Consider the following 23,602-nt stretch of genomic DNA (forward strand, 5'->3'; position numbering starts at 1 on the left):
CCACGGGGCCGTACCCTCATGGCCCGTACGGGGAGGTGGCAGGCAAGTGGAACAGCTGACGCAGCACGACCCGAGACGTATCGGGCCCTTCGAGGTGCTGGGCCGGCTCGGCGCGGGCGGGATGGGCCTGGTCTATCTCGCGCGCTCGGCCTCGGGCCGGCGCGTGGCGATCAAGACCGTGCGCACGGAGCTCGCGGAGGACCAGCTGTTCCGGGTGCGCTTCACCCGCGAGGTGGAGGCCGCGCGGGCGGTCTCCGGCTTCTACACGGCCGCCGTCGTGGACGCCGACCCCCGGGCCGCCGTGCCCTGGCTGGCGACCGCCTACGTCCCCGCGCCCTCGCTCGAAGAGATAGTGAACGAGTGCGGGCCGCTCCCGGCCCAGGCCGTGCGCTGGCTGGCCGCCGGTGTCGCCGAGGCCCTGCAGTCCATCCACGGCGCGGGCCTGGTCCACCGCGACCTCAAGCCCTCCAACGTCCTCGTCGTCGAGGACGGCCCCCGGGTGATCGACTTCGGCATCGCGTCGGGCGTCTCCAACACGCGCCTGACCATGACCAATGTCGCCGTCGGCACCCCGGCCTACATGTCGCCCGAGCAGGCCCGCGACTCGCGCAGCGTCACCGGCGCCAGCGACGTCTTCTCGCTGGGCTCGATGCTGGTCTTCGCCGCCACCGGCCACGCGCCGTTCCACGGCGCCAACCCGGTCGAGACCGTCTTCATGCTGCTCCGCGAGGGCCCCGACCTGGAGGGCCTGCCCGACGAGCTGCGGCCCCTCATCGATTCCTGCATGCAGACGGACGTCACCCGGCGCCCGTCCCCGGCCGACCTCCAGGCCCAGCTGGCCCCGCACCTCTTCGGCCCCGGCAGCGACGACAGCGGCACGGCCTCGGCCTGGCTGCCGGCGAGCGCCACCGCCATGATCGAGACCCGTCGCGGCGGCCGTCCCGCTCCGGCGCCGGCCGCGCCGCCGATGCCGCCGCGCCCGCCGCGGCAGCCCGCCGACCACGGCGGTGACCCGCGCTTCCCGGAGCCCGCGCCCCCCGGCGGCCGTCGTCCCGAGCCCGCGCCCGTCGGCGGCGGCCGGCACGCGGGGCCCGCCGAGAGCGCGGGCGGACCCGTACGTCTCGCGGGCGCGACCGTGCCGATCGGCCCCGGCCCCCGGGTCGCCGACACCCGGGCCGCGCTCGCCGTCGGCCGGGGCGCCGACGCCGGTCCCGCGACCGGCTGGATCCGTCCGCCCGGCGGCGGCCCGCACGGCGCCGAGCCCGGTCCGCACGCCGGGGAGCCCGGCCCGCCGCCCGGCTCCCGCCCGGTGAACGTCCCCGCGCAGGGCTCCGACCAGGCCCCGCCTCCGGAGCCCGGCCCCTGGCGGCCGTGGCGGTTCCGGATGTCGAACGACGTCTGGGGCACCCCGGTCGTGGACGGCGACCTGCTGTACGTGACCTCGTTCGAGGTACACGCCCTGGACACCGGCAGCGGCCGGCGCCAGTTCAAGACCCGGGACGTGGCCTGGTCCATGGCCGTCGCCTCGGGCCGTATCCACGCCTCCGACGGGCCCACCCTGTACGCCCTCGACGCGACCGACGGCAGCGAGCGCTGGCGGCTGCGGACGGACGCGTGGGTGTACTCGCTCCAGGTCGACCGGGGCACGGTCGTCACCGGCACGCGCGGCGGCGGGGTGCAGGCCTGGGAGGCCTCCAACGGCGCCAAGCTGTGGGAGGTCACCGGCGCCCAGACCGACTTCGAGACCCCGGAGGCGGGGCCCGCCGTGCACGGCGACACCGTGTACGTGTGGCGGGACGCCCGGCTCCAGGCCCTCGACGCCCGTACGGGTGTGGAGCGCTGGTCGTACCCGATCGGCGACGCCGCCTCCTGCGCCAACGTGCCGGTCCGGGTCGCCCCGGCCGAGGACGGCTGCGTGTACGTGTCGGCCGGGACCCGGGTCCTGTCGATCGACATCGCCGCCGGGCACGTCCGCTGGCACTTCGAGGCGCCGGCCGTCTTCCTCTCCCCGCCCGCGTTCGCGCCGGGTCCGGCGGTGACGGGCGGCGGGGTGTACCTCTCCGACCACCTCGGCACGGTGTACGCGATCGACGCGACCACCGGTCAGGACCGCTGGCGGATCGCGACCGAGCCGCGGCAGTCGGCCGAGCCGGTGCTCGTCGCCGACGGCAACGTGCACGTCGGCAGCGGCAGCGCGCTCTACACGCTCGACGCCGTCACCGGTACGCCCCGGTGGCGGTTCGCGGCGGGCGGCGAGCTGGTCGGCTCCCCGGTCGTCGCCGACGGCCGGGTGCACTTCGGCTCGGCCGACCACGTCCTCTACACCCTGGACGCGACCGGCGGTCAGCTGCGCTGGAAGCTCGCCACCGGCGGCGAGATCACCGGCTCGCCGGTGGCGAAGGGCGGGGTCGTGTACGCGTGCAGCAAGGACCGCTGCGTGTACGCGCTCGACGCGGTCAAGGGCACGGCCACCGGCCGGGGATCCGCCGCACGGTAGCCCGCAGGGGCCCGCTGCCTCAGGGCGTGTTCCTGGGCGGCGGGTCGTCCCGTTCCGGGCCCCGGGTCGGCACGTCGTACCTGTCGAAGGTCTGGGTCTCCGCGTACGGGGCCGAGGCCTGCGGATGGTGACGCGGGTCTTCGGGAGTCCCGTCCCGCGGCGGGCCGTCGAGCGGGGGGTGGGTGTGCCGGGGCGGCCGGTCCACCCGGCGCGCACGGGCCCTGCCCGACATGACGAGCGCGCCGATCAGCAGCAGGATCCCGCCGCCGAGGGCGTTCGCGACGCCGTCGCCGAGCCCCGTACCGCCTCCGCCGCCGACGGTGAGACTGCCCTCGGCGAGCCCGACGCGCACCATCCACAGGATCGTGAAGCCGAGGACGACGATCCCGGCGAGGGCGACGAGCAGCCGGGAGCGCAGCACCACGCCGACGAGCGTGACGAGGGCGGCGAAGAGGAAGGGCAGCAGGATCGAGCCGAGCAGCGAGGCCTTGTCGCCGGTGATGCCGGTGAACAGGTCGCCGATGGCGTAGTCGCGCCCGTGACGGCCGTCGTACCAGGCACGGAAGGGGCTCCAGACGGCGGCCGCCGCTCCGACGAGAGCGAGGACCGAACCGGCGACGTTGCGGATCATCGGTGCGGCCTCCTTGACGGTCGGCTCTCGCTTCCGACGCTACGCCGGGTGCGGGGGGCCCGCCATGCGGCGCGGAAGCGTCGTGAGAAAGTGGCGCGCACACGACAGGGACGACGGGGAGCGGTGATGGTACGCACACGCCTGAAGCTCGCGGCGACGCTCACGGTGGTGGTGCTCGCGCTGACCGGGTTCCACACCGGCCACGGCAGCAGCGGTGGTGGCGGCAAGAGCAAGAGCGGCAAGAGCCGCTCGGACGACGACTCCGGCGGCGGCTGCTCCAGCGACGAGAAGAGCAACGACGACTACAGCGGCTCGGGCGACGCCGGCGGCGAGACGGCATACGCCCCCACGCCCACCGCCGCTTCGACGGCGGAGGTCGTCACCGCCGTCGTCGACTGCGTGGATCCGGCGCAGAAGAAGCGGAAGGGCAAGCCGGCCCGCAAGGCGGACGTCACGGCGACGGTGAAGGTCAGATCGACCGCGGCGACGGAGAAGACGTTCCGGATCGTCGTGGTCTTCAAGGGGGCGTCCGGCGGGGCCGTGGACCACGTCACGACCGAGGTCACGGTCGAGCCCGGCGGAACGGAGACCGTCGAGGTCGAGATGGTCCACCCGGAGAACGTCGACCAGGTGAAGGAATGCTGGTCCTACGACATGGGTGAGGAGCCGGGGGCCGCCGCCTCCACCGCCACCCCCTCGGCTACCTCGTCCTGAACCCCGCCCCCGCCCCCCGCCGCCCGAACAGGTCGGCCTGACGCCCGGGCGGCAGGTTCCCGAGCGTCACCAGGTGCGGGGCGAGCGCGAACGCCTGGGCCATCGCCGTCTCCTTCACCGACCAGAGCGCCCGGACCGTGCCCTGCACCGCCTCCGTCGGGTACGAGGCGATGACGGCGGCGGCCCCGCGGGCGGCGGCCAGCGCTCCGCCGGGCGCCGTCACCTCGCTGACCAGCCCCGTCTCGTACGCCCGCCGGGCCGAGATCCGTTCCGCGCCGCCCATCAGCGCCATCCGGGCGATCTCCCCGTGGGGCATCCGCTGCGCCATCCGGACGGTCTCGAAGGCGCTGACCATCCCGTAGGTGGTGTGCGGGTCGAAGAAGGCGGCGTCCTCGCCCGCGATCAGGAACTCGGCCTCGCCGAGCAGGTAGAAGGCCCCGCCGCAGGCCATGCCCTCGACGGCGGCGATCACCGGCTTCCACAGGTCGTTGGCCTTGGGGCCGATCGTGAGGAGGGGGTCGTCGATCGTGTACGGGGAGGAGGGCTGGGGGACGTTCCCGGCGGCCTCCCGGTCGATCCCGGTGCAGAAGGCCCGCGTCCCGGCCCCGGTGACGACGATCGCGCGGATCTCGTCCTCGTACCGGAACCCCCGCCAGACGGCGCCGAGTCCGCGCGCCATGTCGAGGGTGATCGCGTTGTGCTTCTCCGGCCGGTCGAGGGTGACGACGGCGACCCCGGTCTCCTTGTCGCGGTCCACGCGGACACTCATCCGCGCTCCAGGAGCCAGCGGGGGACGGTGACGCCGTCGATCTCGGTGAAGGCGACCTTCACCGGGGCGCCGATGCGCAGCCGGGCCGGGTCGACCGAGTTCAGGGCGGCGTCCGGGGCGGCGACGACGTTGCCGGCGAGGCGGATGCGGGGGGCGTCGGAGAGTTCGACGAGCACCGCGTTATACGGGGCCTGGGCGGCGTACTCGGGCAGGAGCGGCGGGTGGGGCAGGACGTACGACCAGATCCGGCCGCGTCCGGTCATGAGCCGCCACTCGCTCGCGAAGGACCGGCAGTGCGGGCAGCAGGGGCGGGGCGGGAAGCGGAGCTCGCCGCAGTCGGCGCAGCTCTGGACGCGCAGTTCGCCCCGGGCGGCGTACTCCCAGAAGGGGGCGCCGTCCTCGTCGGGGACCGGTGTCAGCATGCGGGACCAACTCCTCAGGAGCGCAGCAGGATCGCGGACGTGGGGACGCCCTCGCCCGCCGTGACGAGGCAGGTGGCGGCGTCGGGGACCTGGGCGGTGGAGGTGCCGCGGAGCTGTTTCACGCCCTCGGTGATGAGGTTGAAGCCGTGGACGTACGCCTCGCTCAGCCCTCCTCCACCCGTGTTGAGGGGCAGCCGGCCGCCGATCTCCAGGGCACCGCCCTCGGTGAAGGCGGCGCCCTCGCCACGCCCGCAGAAGCCGTAGCCCTCCAGGGAGAGCGGGACGAGCGGGGTGAAGGCGTCGTAGATCTGGGCGACGTCGACGTCCTGGGGGCCGAAGTCGGCGTGCTTCCAGAGGTGCCGGGCGGCGGTCCAGGCGGGCCCCGAGAGCGGGTCGTCGTTCCAGTAGTTGACCATGCCGTGGTGCTGGGCGGGCAGGCCCTGGGCGGCGGAGTGCACGTACACGGGCTTGCGGCGGCAGTCGCGGGCCCGTTCGGCGGAGACGATCACGCACGCCAGCGCCCCGTCCGTCTCCAGGCAGTTGTCGAAGAGGCAGAGGGGTTCGCTGATCCAGCGGGAGGTCATGTACATCTCGCGGGTCAGCGGGCGTTCGTACATGATCGCGTCGGGGTTCTGGTTGGCGCGGTTGCGGCAGGCGAGGGCGACGTTGAAGAGGTGGTCGCGGGTGGCGCCGTACTCGTGCATGTAACGGCGGGCGAGCATGCCGATCTCGTCGGCGGGGCGGAGCAGCCCGAAGGGGCGGGTCCACTGGCCGGGGGTGGGCAGCTGGACGGCGGTGTTCTTCCAGGGGCGGGGTCCGCTGCCGCGTTTCCTGGACCGCCAGGCGACGCCGACGCCCGCCTGCCCGGTGGCGACGGCGGCGGCGAGGTGGCCGACGGTGGCGCAGGAGCCGCCGCCGCCGTAGCCGACCTTGGAGAAGAAGGTGACGTCGCCGGCGCCGATGGCCTTGGCGACCTCGACCTCGTCGGTCTCCTCCATCGTGTAGGAGGCGAAGCCGTCGACTTCGGAGGGGTCGATCCCGGCGTCGTCGAGGGCGGCGAGGATCGCCCGGCAGGCGAGGGCCTTCTCCGTCTCGGGGAGCTGTTTCGCGAAGGCGGTCTGTCCGATCCCGACGATGGCGGTGGCGTCCTTGAGCACGGAACCTCCCGGTGCGACAGCGGTGCTGACAGCGCGTCAGGCTACAACTAATCTGACGGATAGTCAGCTACAGGGAGGTTGGGTATGGATGTGCGCGGCGACCTGGAGTGGGGCACGATCCCCGGTCTCGTACGGGCGGCGGCCGAGCGGTACGGCGCACGGGAGGCCGTCGTCGACGGCCGGACCCGCGTCAGCTACGCCGAACTCGGCGAACGCGTCGAACGGGCCGCCGCCGCCTGCCTCGCCACCGGCGTCGAGGCCGGTGACCGGGTGGCGATCTGGGCGCCCAACACCCTCGACTGGATCGTCTCCGCCCTCGGCGCCGTCACCGCCGGCGCCGTCCTCGTCCCCCTGAACACCCGCTTCAAGGGCACCGAGGCCGCCCACGTCCTCCAGCGCTCCCGGGCCCGGCTGCTCTTCGTCACCGGAACCTTCCTCGGCACCTCGTACGTGGCCTCCCTGCGCCGCTCCGGAGTCGAACTCCCGCACCTGGAGAGGGTCGTGGTCCTCGGCGACACCGCCCCCGAGGAGTGGACCACCTGGAAGGCCTTCCTCGCGGAGGGCGACACCGTCCCGCCCGCCCGCGTCCGCGCCCGGGCCGGGGGGATCGACCCCACCGCCCCCTCCGACATCATCTACACCTCCGGCACCACCGGCAGCCCCAAGGGCGCCGTCATCAGCCACGCCCAGAGTCTGCGCTGCTACGCGATCTGGTCCGAACTCGCCGGCCTGCGGGAGGGCGACCGCTACCTCGTGGTCAACCCCTTCTTCCACACCTTCGGCTACAAGGCCGGGATCCTCGCCTGCCTGATGCGGGGCGCGGTGATCGTCCCGCAGCCGGTCTTCACCGTCGACACCGTCCTCGCCAACATCGCCGCCGAGCGCGTCACGGTCCTGCCCGGCCCGCCCACCCTCCACCAGTCGCTCCTCGACCATCCCGCCCGCCCGGCCCACGACCTGTCCTCCCTCCGCCTCGTCGTGACGGGCGCGGCCGTCGTCCCCCTCCGGCTCGTCGAGCGCCTCCGCGCCGACCTGGGCGTCGGCACGGTCCTCACGGCGTACGGACTCTCCGAGGCGAGCGGCATCGTCACCATGTGCCGCCGCGACGACCCGGACACGACCGTCGCCACCACCTCGGGCCGCCCGATCCCCGGCACCGAGGTCCGCCTCTCCCCGACCGGCGAGGTCCTGGTCAGGGGCCATCACGTGATGAGCGGCTACTTCGAGGACGAGGAGGCGACGGCGGCGGCGATCGACGCGGACGGCTGGCTCCGCACCGGCGACATCGGCGTCCTGGACGCGACCGGCAACCTGCGGATCACCGACCGCCTGAAGGACATGTTCATCGTGGGCGGCTTCAACGCCTACCCGGCGGAGATCGAGCAGCTCATCGGCCTCCACCCGGACATCGCGGACGTCGCCGTGATCGGCGTCCCCGACGCGCGGCTCGGCGAGGTCGGCAAGGCGTACGCGGTACGGAGGGCGGGGGCGCGGGTCACGGCGGACGACCTGATCGCCTGGTCGCGGCGGGAGATGGCGAACTACAAGGTGCCGAGGGAGGTCGAGTTCGTGGCGGAGCTGCCGAGGAACGCGAGCGGGAAGGTGGTGAAGGGGGAGCTGAGGGAAAGGAGTTGAGGGCGAGGGAGCGAGGGGGCAGGGCGAACCAGGTGGGCGAAGGAGTGCGGAGTGCAACCGCTCGCCTACGTGTACACGTCATAGTTGCAGTCCCGGCGAACCGCAGACCCACCTCCATGGAGCAGCCCGTGTCCTCGCCAGCGTCGCCCGAGATCCCCCTCACCCTGACCCCGCAGCAGGCGGCCCAGGGCGTGATCATCCCCGTCACCCTGCCGACCGGCCCCGTCCACCTCACCGTCCGCCCCTGCCGCCACGGCGAACTCGTCGCGGCCCGGCTCGGCGAGGGGACGGTGTACCTGCGCATCACCGTCGCCGCACCCCGGAACGGGAAGTCCAACACCCTCGGCTGCCTGGTACTGCTCGTCATCGCCGCCGTGATCGGCACGGCCGTGTTCCTCCAGGACTCCGACGAGGGCGACCGGGCCGGCTCCACGGGCCCCGGCACGATCCCGACCTTCTCGTACGAGCCGTTCCCCACCCCCGACGTGGACGGCACCGCCGACGCCACCGCCACTCCCACCGAGGAGGAGCCCGACCCGTACGAGAAGGGCACCTGCCTCAACGGCGACCTCCCGAACTCGGAGACCGCGCAGAGCGTCAGCGGCGTCGACGAGGTCCCCTGCTCGGCGTCCGACGCCCATTACAAGGTGATCCAGACCTTCCCGTTCACCTCCGACATGGACAAGTGCAACGCCAACCCGAAGACGGAGTACGCCTTCTCCCACCGCTACACGATGAACGGCACCACGATCAACGAGTACGTGTACTGCCTGGTGGGCCTGGGCGCCTACGCCCGCTGACGGACCAGGACCACGATCCCCCCGGCCTCCCGCGCGACCCGCCACCCCCGTTCCCCGGCCCGCGTCAGGACGCGCCCGACCGCCCCGGCGGGCCAGGGTTCCCGTACGTCGGCCACGATCCAGCCGACCTCCGGGCGCCGGTCGAGCACCCCGTCCGCGACCAGGTGCACGGTCGCCCGGTCGGTCAGGTGCGGGGCGAGGCTGTTGCTCGCCGCGACCCGGGCCCCGTCGGGGACGAGGGCCAGGGCATCGCGGACGGCGGCCTCCCGGGGGCTCGCGCTCCAGAAGCCGGGGGTGGCGAGGGCCCCGAGGGGCTGGGTGGGCAGGAGCAGGAGACCGACGGCGAAGGGTACGGACAGCGGCAGCCGTACGCCCTTCCTCATCGCGTCGACGAGCGCCGCGAACGCGATCGGCACGAGCACCGCCGAGTAGTGGAGCCCCGGCTCCCAGTGGGCCGGGTTCGCGGAGGTGAACCGCCAGGCCAGGGTGGGCAGCAGCAGCCAGGCGAGGGGACTGCGCAGCACGAGCCCACCGGTCACGGCGAGCAGGAGGACCACGGTGAGCGCCTTCACGTCCCAGCCGTCGAGGAGCCCGTACGCGCCGGAGGCCTGGCTCAGGTACACGTACCGCCCGTCGGCGGCGAAGGCCGGAACGACCCCGTGGACGATCAGGACGGCGCCGAGGAGGGACCCAGCAGTGAGCAGGAGCCCGGTGCGGCGGTCCTGCCGCATGAGCAACAGCCCGAACATGGCGGCCGTCGCCCCCAGGTCCTCCTTCACCAGGAGCAGCGCGGCGGCCCAGCAGGCGGCGGCCCGGGTGCGCCCGTCGAGGTACGCGCGGCAGGCGAGGGCGAGCAGCGGCACGGCGAACGCCACCTCGTGGAAGTCGAAGCCGATCAGCTGCTGCGTACCCCAGCCGAGCCCGCACGCCGCCCCGACGACCACGGCGGCCGACTTCCTTTCCGGAAGGTGCCGTTGGGCGGCTCGGGCGGTCACGTACACGCCGAGCGCCACGAGCGCGGCCTGCGCGACGAGGAGCGTCTCCACGCGAGGGACGAGCCGGTACAGCGGGGCGAGCAGGGCGAGGACGGGATGGAAGTGGTCACCGAGCAGCGGATACGCGTCCCCCGCGAAGCCGGCGGGCGCGGTCGCGGCCCGGATCTCCGAGGCGGGAGCCCGCCCCTCCGCCCACGAGCGCACCGCCTGCCCGAAGATCCCCAGGTCGTAGCCGGTCGTCCGGAACCGGGCGTGCTCGCGCAGCGCGAACACCGCGTACAGGACGAGGAACCCGGCGGAGAGGAGGGCGGGGCCGGTACGGGAGCCGGCGCGGCGACGCACGGGCGCCGGGGAAGCGGTGAGCACGGCGGTCATGGGGGCGGTCATGGGGGCGACCCTCGGAGACCGCCCCTGAGACGCCCCTGAAGGACCCTGAGGATTTCCTCAGCCCCGCTCCCGCCGGTCCGGCGATACTCGGCCCATGCGCGTACTGGTGATCGAGGACGAGGTGAGGATCGCCGCCTCGCTGCGGCGCGGCCTGTCGGCCGTCGGGTACACGGTCGACGTCGCCCACGACGGCGTCACCGGACTGCACCTGGCCAGGGAACACCGCTACGCGGCCGTCCTCCTCGACCTCATGCTGCCCGGCCTCAACGGCTACCAGGTCTGCTCCCGGCTCCGCGCCGAGGACAACGACGTACCCGTGCTGATGCTGACGGCGAAGAACGGCGAGTACGACGAGGCCGAGGGCCTCGACACCGGCGCCGACGACTACCTGGCCAAGCCGTTTTCGTACGTCGTCCTGGAGGCCCGGCTCCGCGCCCTGCTCCGCCGGGGCGGCGCCCGCGTCCGCACCCGCCTGGAGTGCGGAGACCTCTGGCTCGACGCGGCCCGCCGGACGTGCGGCCGGGGCACGGCCGAAATCGCCCTGACGCCGAAGGAGTTCGCGGTGCTCCACTGCCTGCTGCTGCGCCCCGACGAGGTCGTCCCGACGCTCGACATCCTCGACGAGGTGTGGTCGGCCGACTTCACGGGCGACCCGAACATCGTGCACGTGTACATCAGCGCCGTACGGAGGAAGATCGACGCCCCCTTCGGCCGGGAGACGATCGAGACGGTGCGGGGGGCGGGGTATCGGGTGGCGGGCCGTGCGTAGGCGGGCGGTGCCGCGCCCGGTGGTGGCGTCGGGCCTCGCGGCCCTGCTGATCGTGGTCGCCGCGGTGGGCTGGCTGGTGTACGCGGACAGCCAGGCCGGCCCCCGCCCCCCGCTGGCGGTCGGAGACCGGATCGGCCCGCAGATCGACCTGATCTCCCGCTGGGGCGCGGAGACCGGGGCGGTGACCGTCGCCCTCGTCTGCTGGTGGGCCGGGCGGGGGACGGGCCGGTGGACACGGCTCCGCTCGACGGCGGCCGCCGGAGCCGTCCCGTACCTCCTCTACGACGCCGCCTGTGAATGGCTCGCCCGGGAGAACCGGATCGTGCCCGACCTCGTCGCGGCGGAGGCCCTCCGCTGGGGACTCGCCTTCACGGGCCCGGCCGCCGCGGTGCTCACGGGGGCGGCGGTGTGGACGGCCGGGGTCCTCAGAGGTCGCGCACTCTCCCTCCGGGGGCGCCTCGCCCTCGCCGCGTCCGGCACCGCCGGCGCGCTCTCCCTCGCGGTGATCGCCATGCTCGACACCACCCGGAAGAACATCATGAACGCCGAGAGCGTCTTCGGCATCGCGCGCAGCACCGGGGTCCCGCTCATCACGATCCTCACCGGCGGACTCGTGTACGTCACCGTGGCGCGGGCGCTGCGCCCCGTCGAGGCGATCCGACGCGAACTCGCCGACATCACCGGCCAGTCGCTCGACCGGCGCGTCCCAGTGCCGCCGACGGACGACGTCATCGCGCAGCTGGCGCGGACCACCAACGAGACACTCGACCGCCTGGAGGACGCGTCCACGCGACAGCGCGAGTTCACGGCGGACGCGGCGCACGAACTCCGCAGCCCCCTCGCGGGGTTGCGCGCGCAGCTGGAGACGGCCCTGCGGCACCCGGAGGCGGTGAAGGACTGGCCGGAGGTGGTGGCCGAGGCCGCCACCGACGTCATCCGCCTCCAGCACCTCGCGGACGACCTGCTGCTCCTGGCCAGCCACGGCTCGGTACCACCGGTACGCGAACCGGTCGACCTCGCGGCGCTCGCCGAGGACCTGGCCCGCGAACACCAGCACCTGCCGGAGGCGGCGCACCTGCACGTCACGTGCACGGCCCCGACGGCGGCCGTGGTCCCGGGCAACGCGCTCCACCTGGAACGCCTCCTCCGCAACCTCCTGGCGAACGCGTGCCGCCACGCGAAGCGGAAGGTCGAGGTCACGGTGGGGACCGACGGCTCCGCGGTGGTGCTGGCCGTGGCGGACGACGGCCCGGGTATCCCGCCGGAGGACCGCGCCCGCGTCTTCGACCGCTTCACCCGCCTCGACGCCTCCCGCACCCGCGCCTCGGGCGGTGCGGGCCTGGGTCTCCCCATCGCCCGCGACATCGCCACCCACCACGCGGGCACCCTGACGGTCGAGGACTCGACGGGCGGGGCGCGCCTGGTGGCGCGCTTCCCGAGGGGTGCTCACCCGGGAGGGTGACGTCCGGCGGAGGCGCGGCCTCAGCCCCCGGGCCTGCGGATACGCTCCCCTCCCGACCCTCCGGAGGAGTACGACATGGGAGCAGCCGGTCCCGTCCTGACCGCCGCGTCCCTGGCGTCCGCCCTCCTGCTCAGCCCACATGCGGCGGGGGCCGCCCCGGTCGCGCCCGCGCCGTGCGTCTCCGGGGAGTCCGAGACCCGGGGCGACTCCAGCGTGGACGGCAAGGAACTCCGCTGGGAGGACGACAGCAAGTACAACGACCCCCTGAAGTGGGCCCACCGTGTCTGGTCCCTGGGCCTGGTGAAGATCGCCGCCGACGGTGCGGGCAGCGTCAACGACCTGGAGTGGCGGGACTACTCCAAGGCCGACGGCCACGCCGGCTACTGGCAGGGCAAACCGGGCGTCGACCACATCTACCTCAACACGTACTACCTGGACGGCCGTTACAAGGACCGTGCCTCCCGGCGGCACGTCGCCGTCCACGAGCTCGGGCACGCCCTCGGGATGTGCCACAAGCCGGGCACCTGGGCCTCCGTGATGTGGACGAAGGTCCCCGACAACCCGCCGACCGAGCCCACGCACCGTGACGAGGCGAACTACCGGAAGCTGTGGAAATGACCATGAAGCCGATGCGGACCGCCGGTCTCGCCGTCGCCGGCACGCTCGTCCTCGGAGTCGTCGGCTGGGCCGCGACGGACGCCTTCACCACCGGCCCGGCGCCCGTGCACGCCCTCTGCCTCCCCGACCTCTCCCACGACGAGTACGTGCCGGCCGCGATGAGCCGCCTCGCCTACGCCACCGTCGAGGAGACCGTCGGCTACGACCCCGACACGGACGGCGGCCCCGGCGGCATCCAGCGGGTCCGCCTGCGCGTCCTGCGCCCCCTGAAGGGCGAGGTCCCGGCGAGCGTGATCCTCGGCCAGGGCGTAGGCAAGGACTCCCGGGGCCACTACACGAGCCACGACCCCCAGTACCCGGTACTCCGCCCCGGTCACACGTACGTCGTCGGCTACACCCCGGACCCCGCCTACGGCGACGGCTACACCCGTTACGCCAAGCAGGAACCGGACTCCGCCCTTTCCCGCTGGACGGCCTACGTGGCCCGGGGCCTGGTGGGCCCGGCGGACGCGGGGTGCGCCGAGGGCGCGTGAGTCGGATGCCGCCTCCGCGCGGTGGACGGCATCCGACCGGCCGGGCGCCGGCAGCCGGCTACGCGCTCCGGGTCAGCAGCCCGGCGTCGATGACCTCGGCGACAAGGGCGGCGCCGCGGCTGTTCTGGTGGATGTGGTCGGTCGTGAGCACGAGACCTCGGCGCCGCGAGATCGTGTCGAGGCTGCGGCGCAGCACCGCGTGCTGGACGAGGACGCCGACGACCGCTGCGGGCGTCACCTCCCGGTACGAGATCGGCGGCGGGTCCGCTCGGCGCAGTTCCTCGATCTGGCGTTCGTGGAGCGGAAGATAGGCCACCTCGTTGGTGGCGGCGACCTCGGCGATCATCCGGCTGTACGCCTGCGATGCCTGTGCCGCTGCTCCGTCGAGTTGTTGGCCGAGTACCGGGAGCGAGAGCAGACCGATCGTCGCGTCGGTCTCCGCTCGCAGCCGTGCGACGACGGCTCCCAGGCACTGCTGGAACCAGCCGGCTGACGGGCGATCGGGGAGCTGTTTGCGCTTCATGGCCTGCTCGACGGGGTAGCCGGCGAGGCTCGCTCGGGCGTCGTTGGTCCCGATCAACACGGTGATCACATCGGGCGGGTCCGCGACGACGGCGTCGAGGCGCTGCAAGAGGTTGTAGGCGAAGTCGCCGTTGGCGCCGAAGCGGGCGAGCCGCACGTCACCGGGAGGGTGGCGTCGTCCGAGAAGATCCAGGTAGTCGACGCTGAACTGCGCGCGGGTGAGGCTGTCGCCGAGGCACGCGACGCGTGTCGTCACGGCGCTTCCTCCGGGCCGGTCGTGCCGACGCGTTCGGTCGGGCGGGTGCCGGTCCGAGGACGGGTGTCGGTCCGAGGACGGTGGTCGGTGCCGAGGCCCGCGGTGATGGACAGGATGGACGTCGGCCCCTCCATGTCGACCACGTGCCATACCCCGGCCGGGTTGATGGTGGCCTCGCCCGGCCCGAGCAGGACGCGGTCGGGCACCCCGTCCACCTCACGGGTGACCGTCACCGACCCGCTGAGGCAGACGACCAGTTCGTCGCCTGCGGGGTGGCTCTCCCAATGGTCGCCGGGGCCGTCGCCGTCGAAGATCATCACCATCCGGCCCTCGGCGCCGTCTGCAGCGACCGCGGCGCTGTAGGCCTGGAGCACCTCCGGGTCCCAGGCGAAGCCCTCGACGGGTTTCGCTCTCGATCCCAGTCCGAGGTGCACGGGGGTGGTCCGCAGGTCCATGGCGTTGCGTTCGTGGTTGACGAGTCTCATGCCGACGATCGTCCACGACAGCGATCGGGCGGTCTTGAAGGAAAGGGAAGGGAAGCCGACGCGACGGGCGGACGGTCGGCGGCTACCCGGCTCCGAGGAGGACTTCGCCGCGACGCCAGGCCGTCGGTGACCGGCCCGTGAACTCGCGCCAGTCCCGAACGAGATGGGCCTGGTCGGCGTAGCCGGAGACGGTTGCCACATCGGCCCACGGGAGCGGGTCCCGCGTCGCCGCCAGTTCGTGCGCGTGCTCGAAGCGCAGGACTCGGGCGGAGGTCTTCGGCGACAGGCCCACCTCACCGCGAAACCGCTCGGTGAGGTACCGACGGCTCCAGCCGAGTTCCGCGGCGACCGCACCGACCTGGACGCAACCCCGCGCGGCGACGAGGCGGCGCCACGCCTCGGCCACCTCGGGGCGCACCCGGCACACACGGTCGTCGCAGGCGCCGCGGCCGACAGCTCGGAGGAGCGATTCGTCCAGCGCGGCGAACCGCGCCGCCCATGTCGTCGCCGCTCGGAGCCGGTCGACCAGCTCGACGGCAAGCGCTCCGAGAAGCTCGTCGAGTGGGACCAGTCGGTGGGCGAGCTCGGCGGCGGGCATGCCGTAGACGGCCCGGGCCCCGAGCGGTGTCAGCGATACCTGCACGCCTTGCTGGCGTCCGTCGTGGTGGATCGCGACGGACCGGCACATCAGACCGCCGGCCACGCTGCCGAACCGGGTGACCGGTGACCCGTCGTCGACGCCCGCCGCCACCTCCAGGGGATCTGACAGGCTGATCACCGCGGTGAGCGCGCGGCTCGGCGGGCCGCAGTGCACCCCCGCCGGGAGCCCGCGGAGGTCGAAACCGACATACGAGTCGACGTACTGCCGTAAGGCGGGCGCCGGACGTGCGCCGATCCCGGTCACCGTGTGGTCCTCCATTTTCGTCAGTGTACGAGCCGCCCGGTCCGGCAGGACCACCGTCCAAGGACCGATCACCGCCGTTCGCGGCCGGTGACACGGTTCTTACCGGCACCCCAACGCGAAGGAGGGGCCGGGCAGTTGCCCGGCCCCTCCTCCTGGTGCGGTGGTCCGATCGCGTTGCGCACGGGCCCTGCCCGGACGGATCCCCCCTGGTTCCGCCGGGTGTCCCCCGAGCCCGTGTGCTCCCCCGTCGACCGGACCTCCCTGGCCGGCCCCGGCGGCTCCCCCGAAGTCGCCGCCGCGGCCGTTTCCCCGTCGGGAATGGTCTACTTGGCCGGCTCCGACGTGATGTGCAGATCGTTCGTCGAGGCTCCGGTCCCGGTGCCGAGGACCTTGTCCGCGATGGCGTCCGCCGGCTCGGAGGTGATGTGCAGGTCCTTGGTGCCGATCTGCTCGGTCTCCCCGCCCGTGATGTGCAGGTCCTCCGGCTTGGCGATCGGGTCGATGTCGGCCATGGTGGCCCCCTCCTGGTGGATGGCTTCGCGTGCTGGTGGGCGGAGCCCGCCCGGCTGTTCCCCCGTGGACGGTCGGACGGGCTCCTCAGGGCCGTTCACCCTAGTGCTTCGGAGTGACAGCCTCACCGGCGACCCGTGTGCCCCCCGACGCGACGGATCGACGAGAGCAACTCTGCCCGACTGCGATAAACGAACGATGAACGGCCACCTCAGGCGGCGGCCAGCGGGGTCAGCAGGGACCTGACCTCGGCCGCCTCGGGCGCCGACAACTCCTCGTAGATGTCCAGTGCCTCCCGCCAGCAGACCTGGGCGCGGCCCGGCTGCCCGATGGCCTGGAGCGCCCGGCCGAGGATCGTGAGGACGTTGCCCCGCCGCCAGGCGCCGCCGATGCCCCGAAGCACGGTGAGTGCCTTCTCGGCGCTCGCCGCCGCGGCTCCGTACCGCCTCGCCGCGATGTCCACCTCCGCGATACGGAACAGCGTCATGCCCTCCCACAGCCGCTGTCGGCTGTCCTCGAAGACGGCGAGCGCCTCGCGGAGTCTCTGGCCGGCCGCCGCGAGCTGTCCGCTCTCCGTGAGCGCCATGCCGAGGGCGTAGCGGCCGTTCGCCCCCCTCAGGGCATGACCCATCTCGCCGTACATGGCGACGCCCTGCTGGGCCATGCGGACGGCGTCCTCCCCCCGGTTCGTCGCGAGGCGGATGCGGGAGAGGTTGCAGAGGGCGGCCGCCTCGCCCGCACGGTCCCCGGCACCACGGAACTCGGTGATCGTCAGGGTCAGATGCTCGTCCGCGTCCTCGTACCGCGCCTGGTAGTGCGCGATCGCCCCCCTGGCGTTCAGCGCCCAGCAGACGGCCAGCCGGTCGTCGATGGAGCGTGCCATGCCGACGACCTCCTCCGCCTCCCGGTCCGCTTGGTCGAAGCGGCCCTGGTGGTGGTGCACGTACGCCAGGGTCAGCGCGGCCCGGCCCTCGGCGCGGATGTCCGAGGCACGCGCGGACGCCCCCCGCAGCACCGTCGCCACCGCCTCGTACTCCTTCGAGTTCGCGCCCGACTCCGCCAGGTCCAGGGACGCCCACAGGAGGTCCACCGCTCGGCGGAGGGTGGTGGGGGAGGCGGCGGACTGGCGGACCGTGGCCAGGAGGCAGTTCGCCTCCGCGTACAGCCAGTCCTGGGCCTCGTGGCGGTCCGTGAAGGTCAGGCCCTCGTAGCCCGTCGGCTCCAGGTGGTCCACCAGGCGGTCGCCGGGGCGCTCGATCGCGTACACCCGCGCCGCAGTGGAGAGGTAGAAGTCGAGGAGGCGCGACAGGGCCGCCTCCTTCTCCGACGGGGGCTGTTCGTCGCGGTCCGCGCACGCACGCGCGTAGAGCCGGACCAGGTCGTGGTAGCGGTAGCGGCCCGGCGCCGCCGATTCCAGGAGGGACGTGTCGACCAGCGCCTCCAGGAGGTCCTCCGTGTCCCAGAGGGGGAGGTCCAGGACGGCCGACGCCGCCGCGAGCGAGATGTCCGGGCCGTCGGCGAGGCCGAGCAGGCGGAACGCGCGGGCCTGGGCCGGTTCCAGCTGGCCGTAGCCGAGTTCGAAGGTGGCCTTGACCGCGAGGTCGCCCGCCTGGAGTTCGTCGAGGCGCCGCCGCTCGTCCGCCAGCTTCGCCGCCAGGACCGACACCGTCCACGTCCGGCGCGCCGCCAGGCGGGACGCGGCGATGCGGATGGCGAGGGGGAGGAAGCCGCAGGCCGCGACCACGTCCAGGGCCGATTCGCGTTCCGCCCGGACCCGTTCCTCTCCGACGATCCTCGTGAAGAGCTGCAGCGCTTCCTCCGGGGACATCACGTCCAGGTCCACCAGATGCGCGCCCGCCAGGTCCACCATCCGGATGCGGCTCGTCACCAGGGCCGCGCAGCCCGCCGTGCCGGGCAGGAGGGGGCGGATCTGGGCCGCGTCCCGCGCGTTGTCCAGGAGGACCAGGACCCGGCGGCCGTCGAGGGTCGAGCGGTAGAGCGCCGCCCGGTCGTCGAGCGAGTCCGGGATCGCCGAGTCCGGGGTGCCGAGGGCCCGGAGGAAGGAGCCGAGGACGGTCTCCGGTGCGGCGGCGCGGTTCCCGGCGCCCTGGAGGTCCACGTACAGCTGGCCGTCCGGGAAGTGCGGCCGCGCCGCGTGGGCCACGTGCACCGCGAGCGTCGTCTTGCCCACGCCGCCGATGCCCGCGAGCGCCGATACGGCCATGACGTGGCCCTCGGCCGTCGCGAGCCGGTCGCCCAGCTCGCGTACGAAGGAGGCCCGGCCCGTGAAGTCCGGGACCGTCGCCGGGAGCTGGGCGGGCCGTGCGGCGGGCGCGGCGACCGGGGCCGGCTCCTCGACCGGGCGGGCGAGTTCGGCGTCGGCCTGGAGGATGCGCTGCTGGAGCCGGGAGAGCTCGGGCGTGGGATCGACGCCGAGTTCGTCGGCGAGGAGCCTGCGGGTGTCGGCGTACACGGCGAGCGCCTCCGCCTGCCGTCCGCTGCGGTACAGCGCCAGCATCAGCAGCTCGCGGAGCCGCTCGCGCAGCGGGTGCGCGGCGGTCAGCGCGGTCAGCTCGGAGACGGCCTCGGCGTGCGCGCCGACCTCCAGGTCGATGTCCAGGCGGGCTTCGAGGAGGGTGAGCCGCCATTCCTCCAGGCGGGCCCGCTGGGTCTCGGCGTACGGCCCGGGTACGGAGGCCAGCACCTCGCCCTCCCACAGGTCGAGGGCCTCGGCGAGCCGTGCGCGGGCGCCCGCCCGGTCTCCGGAGGCCCGCAGCTTCTCTGCCTCGGTGGCGAGTTCCTGCGCGGTGAGGAGGTCCAGGGCCCTGGTGCGCAGGGCGTAGCCGCCGGACTCGCTGACCAGGACGTTCGGGTCCAGGGCCTTGCGGAGCCGGGAGGCGTAGGTCCGTACGGCCGCGAGGGCCTGCGAGGGCGATTCCTCGCCCCAGAGCGCGTCGATCAGCTCGTGCGCGGTGGCGGTACGCCCGCCCCGCAGGAGCAGGGCGGCGAGCAGGGCCCGCTGCTGGGGCGACCCGGTGGGCACCGGCTCCCCGTCACGCCAGGCGCGGACGGGCCCGAGGACGGCGAAACGCAGCCCGGGGGTGGTGTCGGGGTCCGCGCCGGCGCCGGGGTTCGTGGTGGTGTCCGCGCCGGTGCCGGTGTTCATGGTGGTGCCGGTGTTCATGGCGGTGTCCGCGTTCGCGTCGGACCCCGTACCTCTGCCCGCGCCCTCGCCCGCGCCGGCACCCACGCCCGTCCTCGGAGCCCGCTGCACCGGAACTCGCGCTCCGTCCTCACGGTTCATAGCTCCCCCTGCCCGTACCGCTGGTTTCGCCCAGGACAGTCTGCCTTGTCCGGAGGGAGCGCGTCAGCATCGGGGCGGCCGTTGTACGGCCGTAGTAGGGCCGTTGCGCGACCGTAGTACGGCACGGTAGCTGACGGACCGTCAGATCGACGCTACCGTGAAAGCCATGGAGACCTTCCCGAAGATCATCTCGGTGGACGACCACACCGTGGAGCCCCCGCACGTCTGGCGGGACCGGCTCCCGTCCCGCTTCCGCGACACCGGACCCCGGATCGTCCGCGCCCCCCTCAAGGAAATGACCTTCCTCGGCGGCAGGTTCGCCCCGGTCATGGGTGCCAAGGGCGACGACGGGCCCGTCGGCGACTGGTGGGTCTACGAGGACCTGCACCGGCCCCTCACCCGGCTCGACACCGCCGTCGGCTACGACAGGGACGAGATACGGCTCGAAGTCATCACCTACGAGCAGATGCGGCCCGGCTCCCACTCGGTCCCCGACCGCCTCGCCGACATGGACGTCAACCACGTCCAGTCCGCCCTCTGCTTCCCCACCTTCCCCCGCTTCTGCGGGCAGACCTTCACCGAGGCGGGCGACCGCGAGCTCGGGCTGCTCTGCGTCCGCGCGTACAACGACTGGATGGTGGAGGAGTGGTGCGGGCCCGAGGCCCGCGGCCGGCTGATCCCGCTCACGCTCATCCCGCTCTGGGACCCCGAGCTCGCCGCCGCCGAGGTGCGCCGCAACGCCGCGCGCGGGGTCCGGGCCGTCGCGTTCTCCGAGATCCCGCCGCACCTCGGGCTCCCCTCGGTCCACACGGACCACTGGGACCCCTTCTTCCGCGCCTGCGACGAGACCGGCACGGTCATCGCCATGCACATCGGCTCCTCCAGCCGGATGCCGTCCACCTCCGCCGACGCCCCGCCGGCCGTGGGCTCGACCATCACCTTCGCGAACTGCTGCTTCTCGATGGTGGACTGGCTGATGAGCGGCAAGTTCGAGCGCTTCCCCAACCTGAGGATCATGTACGCGGAGGGGCAGATCGGCTGGATCCCGTACATCCTGGAACGCGCCGACGTCGTCTGGGAGGAGAACCGGGGCTGGGGCGGGGTCGCCGACAAGGTCCTGCGCCCGCCGTCGGAGCTCTTCGCCGGGCACGTCTTCGGCTGCTTCTTCGACGACGCCTTCGGGCTGCGCAACCTCGACGCCATCGGGGTGGGGAACGTCCTGTACGAGACCGACTACCCGCACTCGGACTCCACCTGGCCCAAGTCGCGGGAGGTCGGCGAGGCGCAGATGGGCCACCTCACCCCGGACGTCGTCGAACGGATCGTCCGGGGGAACGCCATCGAGCTGCTCGGCCTGACACCGGGCGGGCTCTGGCGGCCCTAGTACGGCGATCCCGACGACATGGGAGCGGCCGGGTCCCGGGGGCCCGGCCGCGCGCCGTGCGGACCGGACCGGGCCGGACCGGGCAGGCCGGACCCACTGGTCCAGACCTGTCTCACTCGGTCGGCTCAACGAGGCTTTCCCCTGATGGCAGGGCGCCATGAAATGCGCACTAATAGTAGTCAAGTGTGCGTTTCCTGCACATCACGAGACAGCCACGGTGAACGTCTCCTCCCGGGGTGTTCACGAATGGAGCCTGTGACATGACCACCGACACCCCCCACGTCCATCCGGCGGACGACGACATAGAACCGACCACAGAGCCCACCCAGGGTCCGGCCCGCCCGTCGGTTGTCTCCCCGTCCACGACGCCCGGCGCGCCACCCTTTCCCGACCGGCCGGCCTCGCCCCCCGCCGTACCCACCTTCCCGATCGCGACAGTGCTCCCGGTCGGCCCCGCGACACACACCCGCGACACCGCCTCGTGGGAGGAGCGGGAGGGGCAGGAGGAGCGGGAGGTGAGGGAGGGGCCGCTCGCCCCGGAGGCACCAGCCACCCCGGAGGCATCGACCGTTCCGGAGTCGCAGGCCACCGTCCCCGAGTCGCCGGTCGTCCCGGAGGCGTCGGTCGTCCCGGAGGCGTCGGTCGTCCCGGAGGCGTCGGCCGCCCCGGAATCGCGGACGGCTCCAGAGGTGCCGGCCGCCCTGGAGCCACCGGTCGGCCCGGAGCCGAAGGTCGATCCTGAGGCCCCGGACCAGGACGGTTCCGGTGACGAGGCCCCGGACCAGGACGGTTCCGGTGACGAGGCGGTCCACACGCTCCTGCGTACGGCGGCGACCGAGCGCCCGGTGGAGGAGGTCGCCGCGCTGGTGGCCCGGCTCCAGGAGACCGGCGAACTGTCCAGCCCCGCGGACGTGGCGCTCCGCGCGGCCGCCGTCACCCGCCCCCTGGGCGAAGTGCGTCAGCTGCTCGCGCTGCTGAACGCGTCGGGGTACGACCTCCACCAGGCCGAGACCACCCTGCGCGCCGCGGCGGTGGGCCGGCCGATCGAGGACGTGGTCCAGCTCGTCGGCATCCTCGGCGCCGACAGCAGCGACTGGCAGCCCACCGCGGGCGGGGGCGACACTGCACGGAAGGCGGAACCCGGCCCGGAGGATCACGCGCGGGTCGACGGGGGTGGCGTCCCGGTCATCACCGCCCCGAAGCGTTCCCGGGACGCCGTCAAGCGGCAGGAGTCGGCCCTGGACGGCGCGCTGGCCACGGGCCCCGGCAGTCACAGCGCCTCTCCGGCGCTGCGGTCGGCACTGCGCTGGCCCGCGGCGCTCGCGCTGTTCGCCTGCGGCCTCATCCATCTGCCGACGGACCTCGCGGGCCTGCGCTCGGGTGGCGACGCGCAGACGCTGTCCGTGGTCGTCACGGTGCTCTGCCTGGTGTGCGCCGTATGGCTCGCGGCCCGGGACACCCTGGTCGTCTGGGCCGCCGCCGCGGGGCTCGCCGTCGTCGTCATCGTGCTCCACGGAGTCGCGAGCGCCCGTGCCGTCGACGTGTTGGGCAGCAGCCTCGGCACCACTTTCGCCTGGGCGAAGGCGCTGGCGCTGCTGAGCGCCGTGGTCATCGTCTGCCTGGCCGGATCGGCCGTGGTGCGCCACGCGAGGGCGACCGGTGCGGCGGACAGCACCTGAGGTACCTGAGGTGCCTGAGCAGCCGAGGCAACCGAAGTAACCGAAGCGACCGGAGTGCGTAAGCCGGTTCCCCGCTCGGGCAGCGTCCACGCTGCCCGAGCGGTCGCGTGTCGGGCCGGTTCGGCCCCGCCACCCCCTACCCCTTGTCTGATGGATCGTCAGGTACGAGCATGGGCCCGCTCGCGGAAATGACGTCCTGTCAGATCCGGGCCACCGGCCCGGGCGCAAGGGGGGTTCCTCATGGTGGTCTACGGGATGCAGCTGCCGGTCCAGTCGCAGTCCGCCCTCTACGCCGAGGCCTGGGAGGCGGACGCGGGCCCGGCCGATCTGCTCGCCGTCGCCCGGGCCGCCGAGGCGCACGGCTTCGACTACCTCGCGAGCTGCGACCACGTCGCCATCCCGCGCCGGCTCGCCGGGGCCATGAGCACCGTCTGGTACGACCCGGTCGCCACGCTCTCCTTCCTCGCCGCCGCCACCGAGCGGGTCCGGCTCCTCTCGCACGTCGCCGTCGTCGGGCTGCGTCATCCGCTGGCCACCGCCAAGGCGTACGCGACGCTCGACCACCTCTCCGGCGGCCGGCTGGTCCTCGGGGTGGGGGCCGGGCACGTCCAGGAGGAGTTCGAGGCGCTCGGCGTGGACTTCGCACGCCGGGGCGCCGTGCTCGACGAGACCGTCGACGCGCTGCGGGCCGCGCTCGGGCCCGAGGAGTATCCGGAGCACGCGGGGGAGCGGTTCGCGTTCAAGGACCTCGGCCAGCTGCCCCGGCCCGCGCAGGAGCGGGTCCCGCTCTGGGTGGGCGGCTCCTCCCCGGCCGCCGTGCGCCGGGCCGCGCTCAAGGGGGACGGCTGGCTGCCGCAGGGCGATCCGCGCGACAAGCTCGCCGAGCAGATCCGGCGGCTGCTGCGGCTCCGGGCGGAGGCCGGGATCGCGGAGCCGGTCACCGTGGGCGCGATCGCGGAGCCGCTGTACGTCGGCACGCCCGTCTGGCGGGTCGGCCGGCGCACCCTGAGCGGCCGCCCGGAGGAGATCGCCGCCTCCCTGCGCGCGTACGGGGAGATGGGCGTGCACCAGATCCAGGTCCGGTTCCGTTCCCGGAGCCGTACCGAACTCGTCGACCAGATGGCGGCCTTCGGCACGGAGGTCGCCCCCCACCTGAACTGAGGAGCGTG

Annotated in this window: 21 protein-coding genes; 11 read left to right on the plus strand and 10 right to left on the minus strand. The window is 73.5% G+C overall.

Annotated elements, in window-relative coordinates; all coding sequences use genetic code 11:
• Positions 1-46: 46 nt before the first annotated feature.
• Positions 47-2,497 (plus strand): PQQ-binding-like beta-propeller repeat protein, encoded by a 2,451-nt coding sequence (locus ACFWUY_RS20855; RefSeq protein WP_384110563.1) that lies wholly within the window; start codon positions 47-49, stop codon positions 2,495-2,497.
• A 19-nt stretch (positions 2,498-2,516) separates the two neighbouring features.
• Here the strand turns inward: ACFWUY_RS20855 and ACFWUY_RS20860 are convergent, their stop codons facing one another.
• Positions 2,517-3,128 carry a hypothetical protein gene (locus ACFWUY_RS20860; RefSeq protein WP_384110566.1) on the minus strand — a complete coding sequence of 204 codons (612 nt, stop codon included), beginning with the start codon at positions 3,126-3,128 and terminating at the stop codon, positions 2,517-2,519.
• Positions 3,129-3,254: 126 nt separating this feature from the next.
• On the opposite strand from ACFWUY_RS20860, the gene ACFWUY_RS20865 reads away from it, so the two are divergent.
• On the plus strand, positions 3,255-3,842 hold the full coding sequence (locus tag ACFWUY_RS20865; RefSeq protein WP_384110569.1) for a hypothetical protein: 588 nt from the start codon (positions 3,255-3,257) through the stop codon (positions 3,840-3,842).
• Here ACFWUY_RS20865 and ACFWUY_RS20870 read toward each other — a convergent pair.
• The 3 genes from ACFWUY_RS20870 to ACFWUY_RS20880 are packed head-to-tail and all read right to left on the minus strand — an operon-like array spanning position 3,829 to position 6,190.
• Positions 3,829-4,611 (minus strand): enoyl-CoA hydratase/isomerase family protein, encoded by a 783-nt coding sequence (locus ACFWUY_RS20870; protein WP_384110572.1) that lies wholly within the window; start codon positions 4,609-4,611, stop codon positions 3,829-3,831. The two genes, ACFWUY_RS20865 and ACFWUY_RS20870, sit on opposite strands and share 14 nt — an antisense overlap.
• Complete coding sequence (locus ACFWUY_RS20875) at positions 4,608-5,033, minus strand: Zn-ribbon domain-containing OB-fold protein (RefSeq protein WP_384110575.1); 426 nt, start codon at positions 5,031-5,033, stop codon at positions 4,608-4,610. Before ACFWUY_RS20875 ends, ACFWUY_RS20870 begins: the two co-directional genes overlap by 4 nt.
• A gap of 14 nt (positions 5,034-5,047) precedes the next feature.
• Positions 5,048-6,190, minus strand: a complete 1,143-nt coding sequence (locus tag ACFWUY_RS20880; protein WP_384110578.1) for a lipid-transfer protein — start codon at positions 6,188-6,190, stop codon at positions 5,048-5,050.
• A gap of 90 nt (positions 6,191-6,280) precedes the next feature.
• On the opposite strand from ACFWUY_RS20880, the gene ACFWUY_RS20885 reads away from it, so the two are divergent.
• Both ACFWUY_RS20885 and ACFWUY_RS20890 read left to right on the plus strand, forming a co-directional pair.
• A complete protein-coding gene (locus ACFWUY_RS20885) occupies positions 6,281-7,825 on the plus strand; it encodes a FadD3 family acyl-CoA ligase (protein WP_384110697.1) in 1,545 nt (514 codons plus the stop codon).
• 128 nt (positions 7,826-7,953) lie between these two features.
• Entirely contained in the window at positions 7,954-8,625 is a 672-nt protein-coding gene (locus ACFWUY_RS20890; protein WP_384110581.1) for a hypothetical protein, read from the plus strand.
• On the opposite strand, the gene ACFWUY_RS20895 is transcribed toward ACFWUY_RS20890, so the two are convergent.
• Positions 8,613-10,007, minus strand: coding sequence for a DUF2079 domain-containing protein (locus ACFWUY_RS20895; protein WP_384110585.1), 1,395 nt, complete (start codon positions 10,005-10,007; stop codon positions 8,613-8,615). The genes ACFWUY_RS20890 and ACFWUY_RS20895 overlap by 13 nt on opposite strands.
• A gap of 94 nt (positions 10,008-10,101) precedes the next feature.
• Between ACFWUY_RS20895 and ACFWUY_RS20900 the strand changes: the two genes are divergently transcribed.
• The 4 genes from ACFWUY_RS20900 to ACFWUY_RS20915 all read left to right on the plus strand — a co-directional run bounded on the left by ACFWUY_RS20900 (position 10,102) and on the right by ACFWUY_RS20915 (position 13,389).
• Entirely contained in the window at positions 10,102-10,776 is a 675-nt protein-coding gene (locus tag ACFWUY_RS20900) for a response regulator transcription factor (protein ID WP_384110589.1), read from the plus strand.
• A complete protein-coding gene (locus ACFWUY_RS20905) occupies positions 10,769-12,238 on the plus strand; it encodes a sensor histidine kinase (RefSeq protein WP_384110593.1) in 1,470 nt (489 codons plus the stop codon). Before ACFWUY_RS20900 ends, ACFWUY_RS20905 begins: the two co-directional genes overlap by 8 nt.
• A gap of 75 nt (positions 12,239-12,313) precedes the next feature.
• Entirely contained in the window at positions 12,314-12,856 is a 543-nt protein-coding gene (locus ACFWUY_RS20910; RefSeq protein WP_384110597.1) for a matrixin family metalloprotease, read from the plus strand.
• On the plus strand, positions 12,853-13,389 hold the full coding sequence (locus ACFWUY_RS20915; protein ID WP_384110600.1) for a hypothetical protein: 537 nt from the start codon (positions 12,853-12,855) through the stop codon (positions 13,387-13,389). Before ACFWUY_RS20910 ends, ACFWUY_RS20915 begins: the two co-directional genes overlap by 4 nt.
• Before the next feature lie 58 nt (positions 13,390-13,447).
• Here ACFWUY_RS20915 and ACFWUY_RS20920 read toward each other — a convergent pair whose 3' ends face one another.
• The 5 genes from ACFWUY_RS20920 to ACFWUY_RS20940 form a co-directional block, all read right to left on the minus strand.
• The gene (locus tag ACFWUY_RS20920; protein WP_384110603.1) at positions 13,448-14,167 is read right to left on the minus strand and encodes an SGNH/GDSL hydrolase family protein; all 720 of its coding nucleotides are present in this window, start codon (positions 14,165-14,167) and stop codon (positions 13,448-13,450) included.
• Complete coding sequence (locus ACFWUY_RS20925) at positions 14,164-14,652, minus strand: cupin domain-containing protein (RefSeq protein WP_384110606.1); 489 nt, start codon at positions 14,650-14,652, stop codon at positions 14,164-14,166. The genes ACFWUY_RS20920 and ACFWUY_RS20925 overlap by 4 nt, the downstream gene beginning before the upstream one ends.
• Positions 14,653-14,734: 82 nt before the next feature.
• Positions 14,735-15,571 (minus strand): helix-turn-helix domain-containing protein, encoded by an 837-nt coding sequence (locus tag ACFWUY_RS20930; protein WP_384110608.1) that lies wholly within the window; start codon positions 15,569-15,571, stop codon positions 14,735-14,737.
• A gap of 308 nt (positions 15,572-15,879) precedes the next feature.
• A complete protein-coding gene (locus tag ACFWUY_RS20935) occupies positions 15,880-16,068 on the minus strand; it encodes a hypothetical protein (RefSeq protein WP_384110611.1) in 189 nt (62 codons plus the stop codon).
• Between the two features lie 209 nt (positions 16,069-16,277).
• A complete protein-coding gene (locus ACFWUY_RS20940; protein ID WP_384110614.1) occupies positions 16,278-19,250 on the minus strand; it encodes a BTAD domain-containing putative transcriptional regulator in 2,973 nt (990 codons plus the stop codon).
• Positions 19,251-19,536: 286 nt separating this feature from the next.
• On the opposite strand from ACFWUY_RS20940, the gene ACFWUY_RS20945 reads away from it, so the two are divergent.
• The 3 genes from ACFWUY_RS20945 to ACFWUY_RS20955 all read left to right on the plus strand — a co-directional run bounded on the left by ACFWUY_RS20945 (position 19,537) and on the right by ACFWUY_RS20955 (position 23,594).
• Complete coding sequence (locus tag ACFWUY_RS20945; protein ID WP_384110618.1) at positions 19,537-20,754, plus strand: amidohydrolase family protein; 1,218 nt, start codon at positions 19,537-19,539, stop codon at positions 20,752-20,754.
• Positions 20,755-21,014: 260 nt separating this feature from the next.
• The gene (locus tag ACFWUY_RS20950; RefSeq protein WP_384110621.1) at positions 21,015-22,433 is read left to right on the plus strand and encodes a hypothetical protein; all 1,419 of its coding nucleotides are present in this window, start codon (positions 21,015-21,017) and stop codon (positions 22,431-22,433) included.
• A gap of 240 nt (positions 22,434-22,673) precedes the next feature.
• Positions 22,674-23,594 (plus strand): LLM class F420-dependent oxidoreductase, encoded by a 921-nt coding sequence (locus tag ACFWUY_RS20955; RefSeq protein ID WP_384110624.1) that lies wholly within the window; start codon positions 22,674-22,676, stop codon positions 23,592-23,594.
• The last annotated feature ends 8 nt before the right edge of the window (positions 23,595-23,602 follow it).

Source organism: Streptomyces sp. NPDC058664, assembly GCF_042716635.1.
GTDB lineage: Bacteria > Actinomycetota > Actinomycetes > Streptomycetales > Streptomycetaceae > Streptomyces.

What these genes read in the sequence shown, in the direction of transcription:
- ACFWUY_RS20895 (WP_384110585.1), bottom strand. Translation starts at nt 10,007, where the DNA reads ATGACCGCCCCCATGACCGCCGTGCTCACCGCTTCCCCGGCGCCCGTG.
- ACFWUY_RS20925 (WP_384110606.1), bottom strand. Translation starts at nt 14,652, where the DNA reads ATGAGACTCGTCAACCACGAACGCAACGCCATGGACCTGCGGACCACC.
- ACFWUY_RS20870 (WP_384110572.1), bottom strand. Translation starts at nt 4,611, where the DNA reads ATGAGTGTCCGCGTGGACCGCGACAAGGAGACCGGGGTCGCCGTCGTC.
- ACFWUY_RS20860 (WP_384110566.1), bottom strand. Translation starts at nt 3,128, where the DNA reads ATGATCCGCAACGTCGCCGGTTCGGTCCTCGCTCTCGTCGGAGCGGCG.
- ACFWUY_RS20955 (WP_384110624.1), top strand. Translation starts at nt 22,674, where the DNA reads ATGGTGGTCTACGGGATGCAGCTGCCGGTCCAGTCGCAGTCCGCCCTC.
- ACFWUY_RS20900 (WP_384110589.1), top strand. Translation starts at nt 10,102, where the DNA reads ATGCGCGTACTGGTGATCGAGGACGAGGTGAGGATCGCCGCCTCGCTG.
- ACFWUY_RS20950 (WP_384110621.1), top strand. Translation starts at nt 21,015, where the DNA reads ATGACCACCGACACCCCCCACGTCCATCCGGCGGACGACGACATAGAA.
- ACFWUY_RS20935 (WP_384110611.1), bottom strand. Translation starts at nt 16,068, where the DNA reads ATGGCCGACATCGACCCGATCGCCAAGCCGGAGGACCTGCACATCACG.
- ACFWUY_RS20945 (WP_384110618.1), top strand. Translation starts at nt 19,537, where the DNA reads ATGGAGACCTTCCCGAAGATCATCTCGGTGGACGACCACACCGTGGAG.
- ACFWUY_RS20940 (WP_384110614.1), bottom strand. Translation starts at nt 19,250, where the DNA reads ATGAACACCGGCACCACCATGAACACCGGCACCGGCGCGGACACCACC.
- ACFWUY_RS20865 (WP_384110569.1), top strand. Translation starts at nt 3,255, where the DNA reads ATGGTACGCACACGCCTGAAGCTCGCGGCGACGCTCACGGTGGTGGTG.
- ACFWUY_RS20915 (WP_384110600.1), top strand. Translation starts at nt 12,853, where the DNA reads ATGACCATGAAGCCGATGCGGACCGCCGGTCTCGCCGTCGCCGGCACG.
- ACFWUY_RS20910 (WP_384110597.1), top strand. Translation starts at nt 12,314, where the DNA reads ATGGGAGCAGCCGGTCCCGTCCTGACCGCCGCGTCCCTGGCGTCCGCC.
- ACFWUY_RS20875 (WP_384110575.1), bottom strand. Translation starts at nt 5,033, where the DNA reads ATGCTGACACCGGTCCCCGACGAGGACGGCGCCCCCTTCTGGGAGTAC.
- ACFWUY_RS20930 (WP_384110608.1), bottom strand. Translation starts at nt 15,571, where the DNA reads ATGGAGGACCACACGGTGACCGGGATCGGCGCACGTCCGGCGCCCGCC.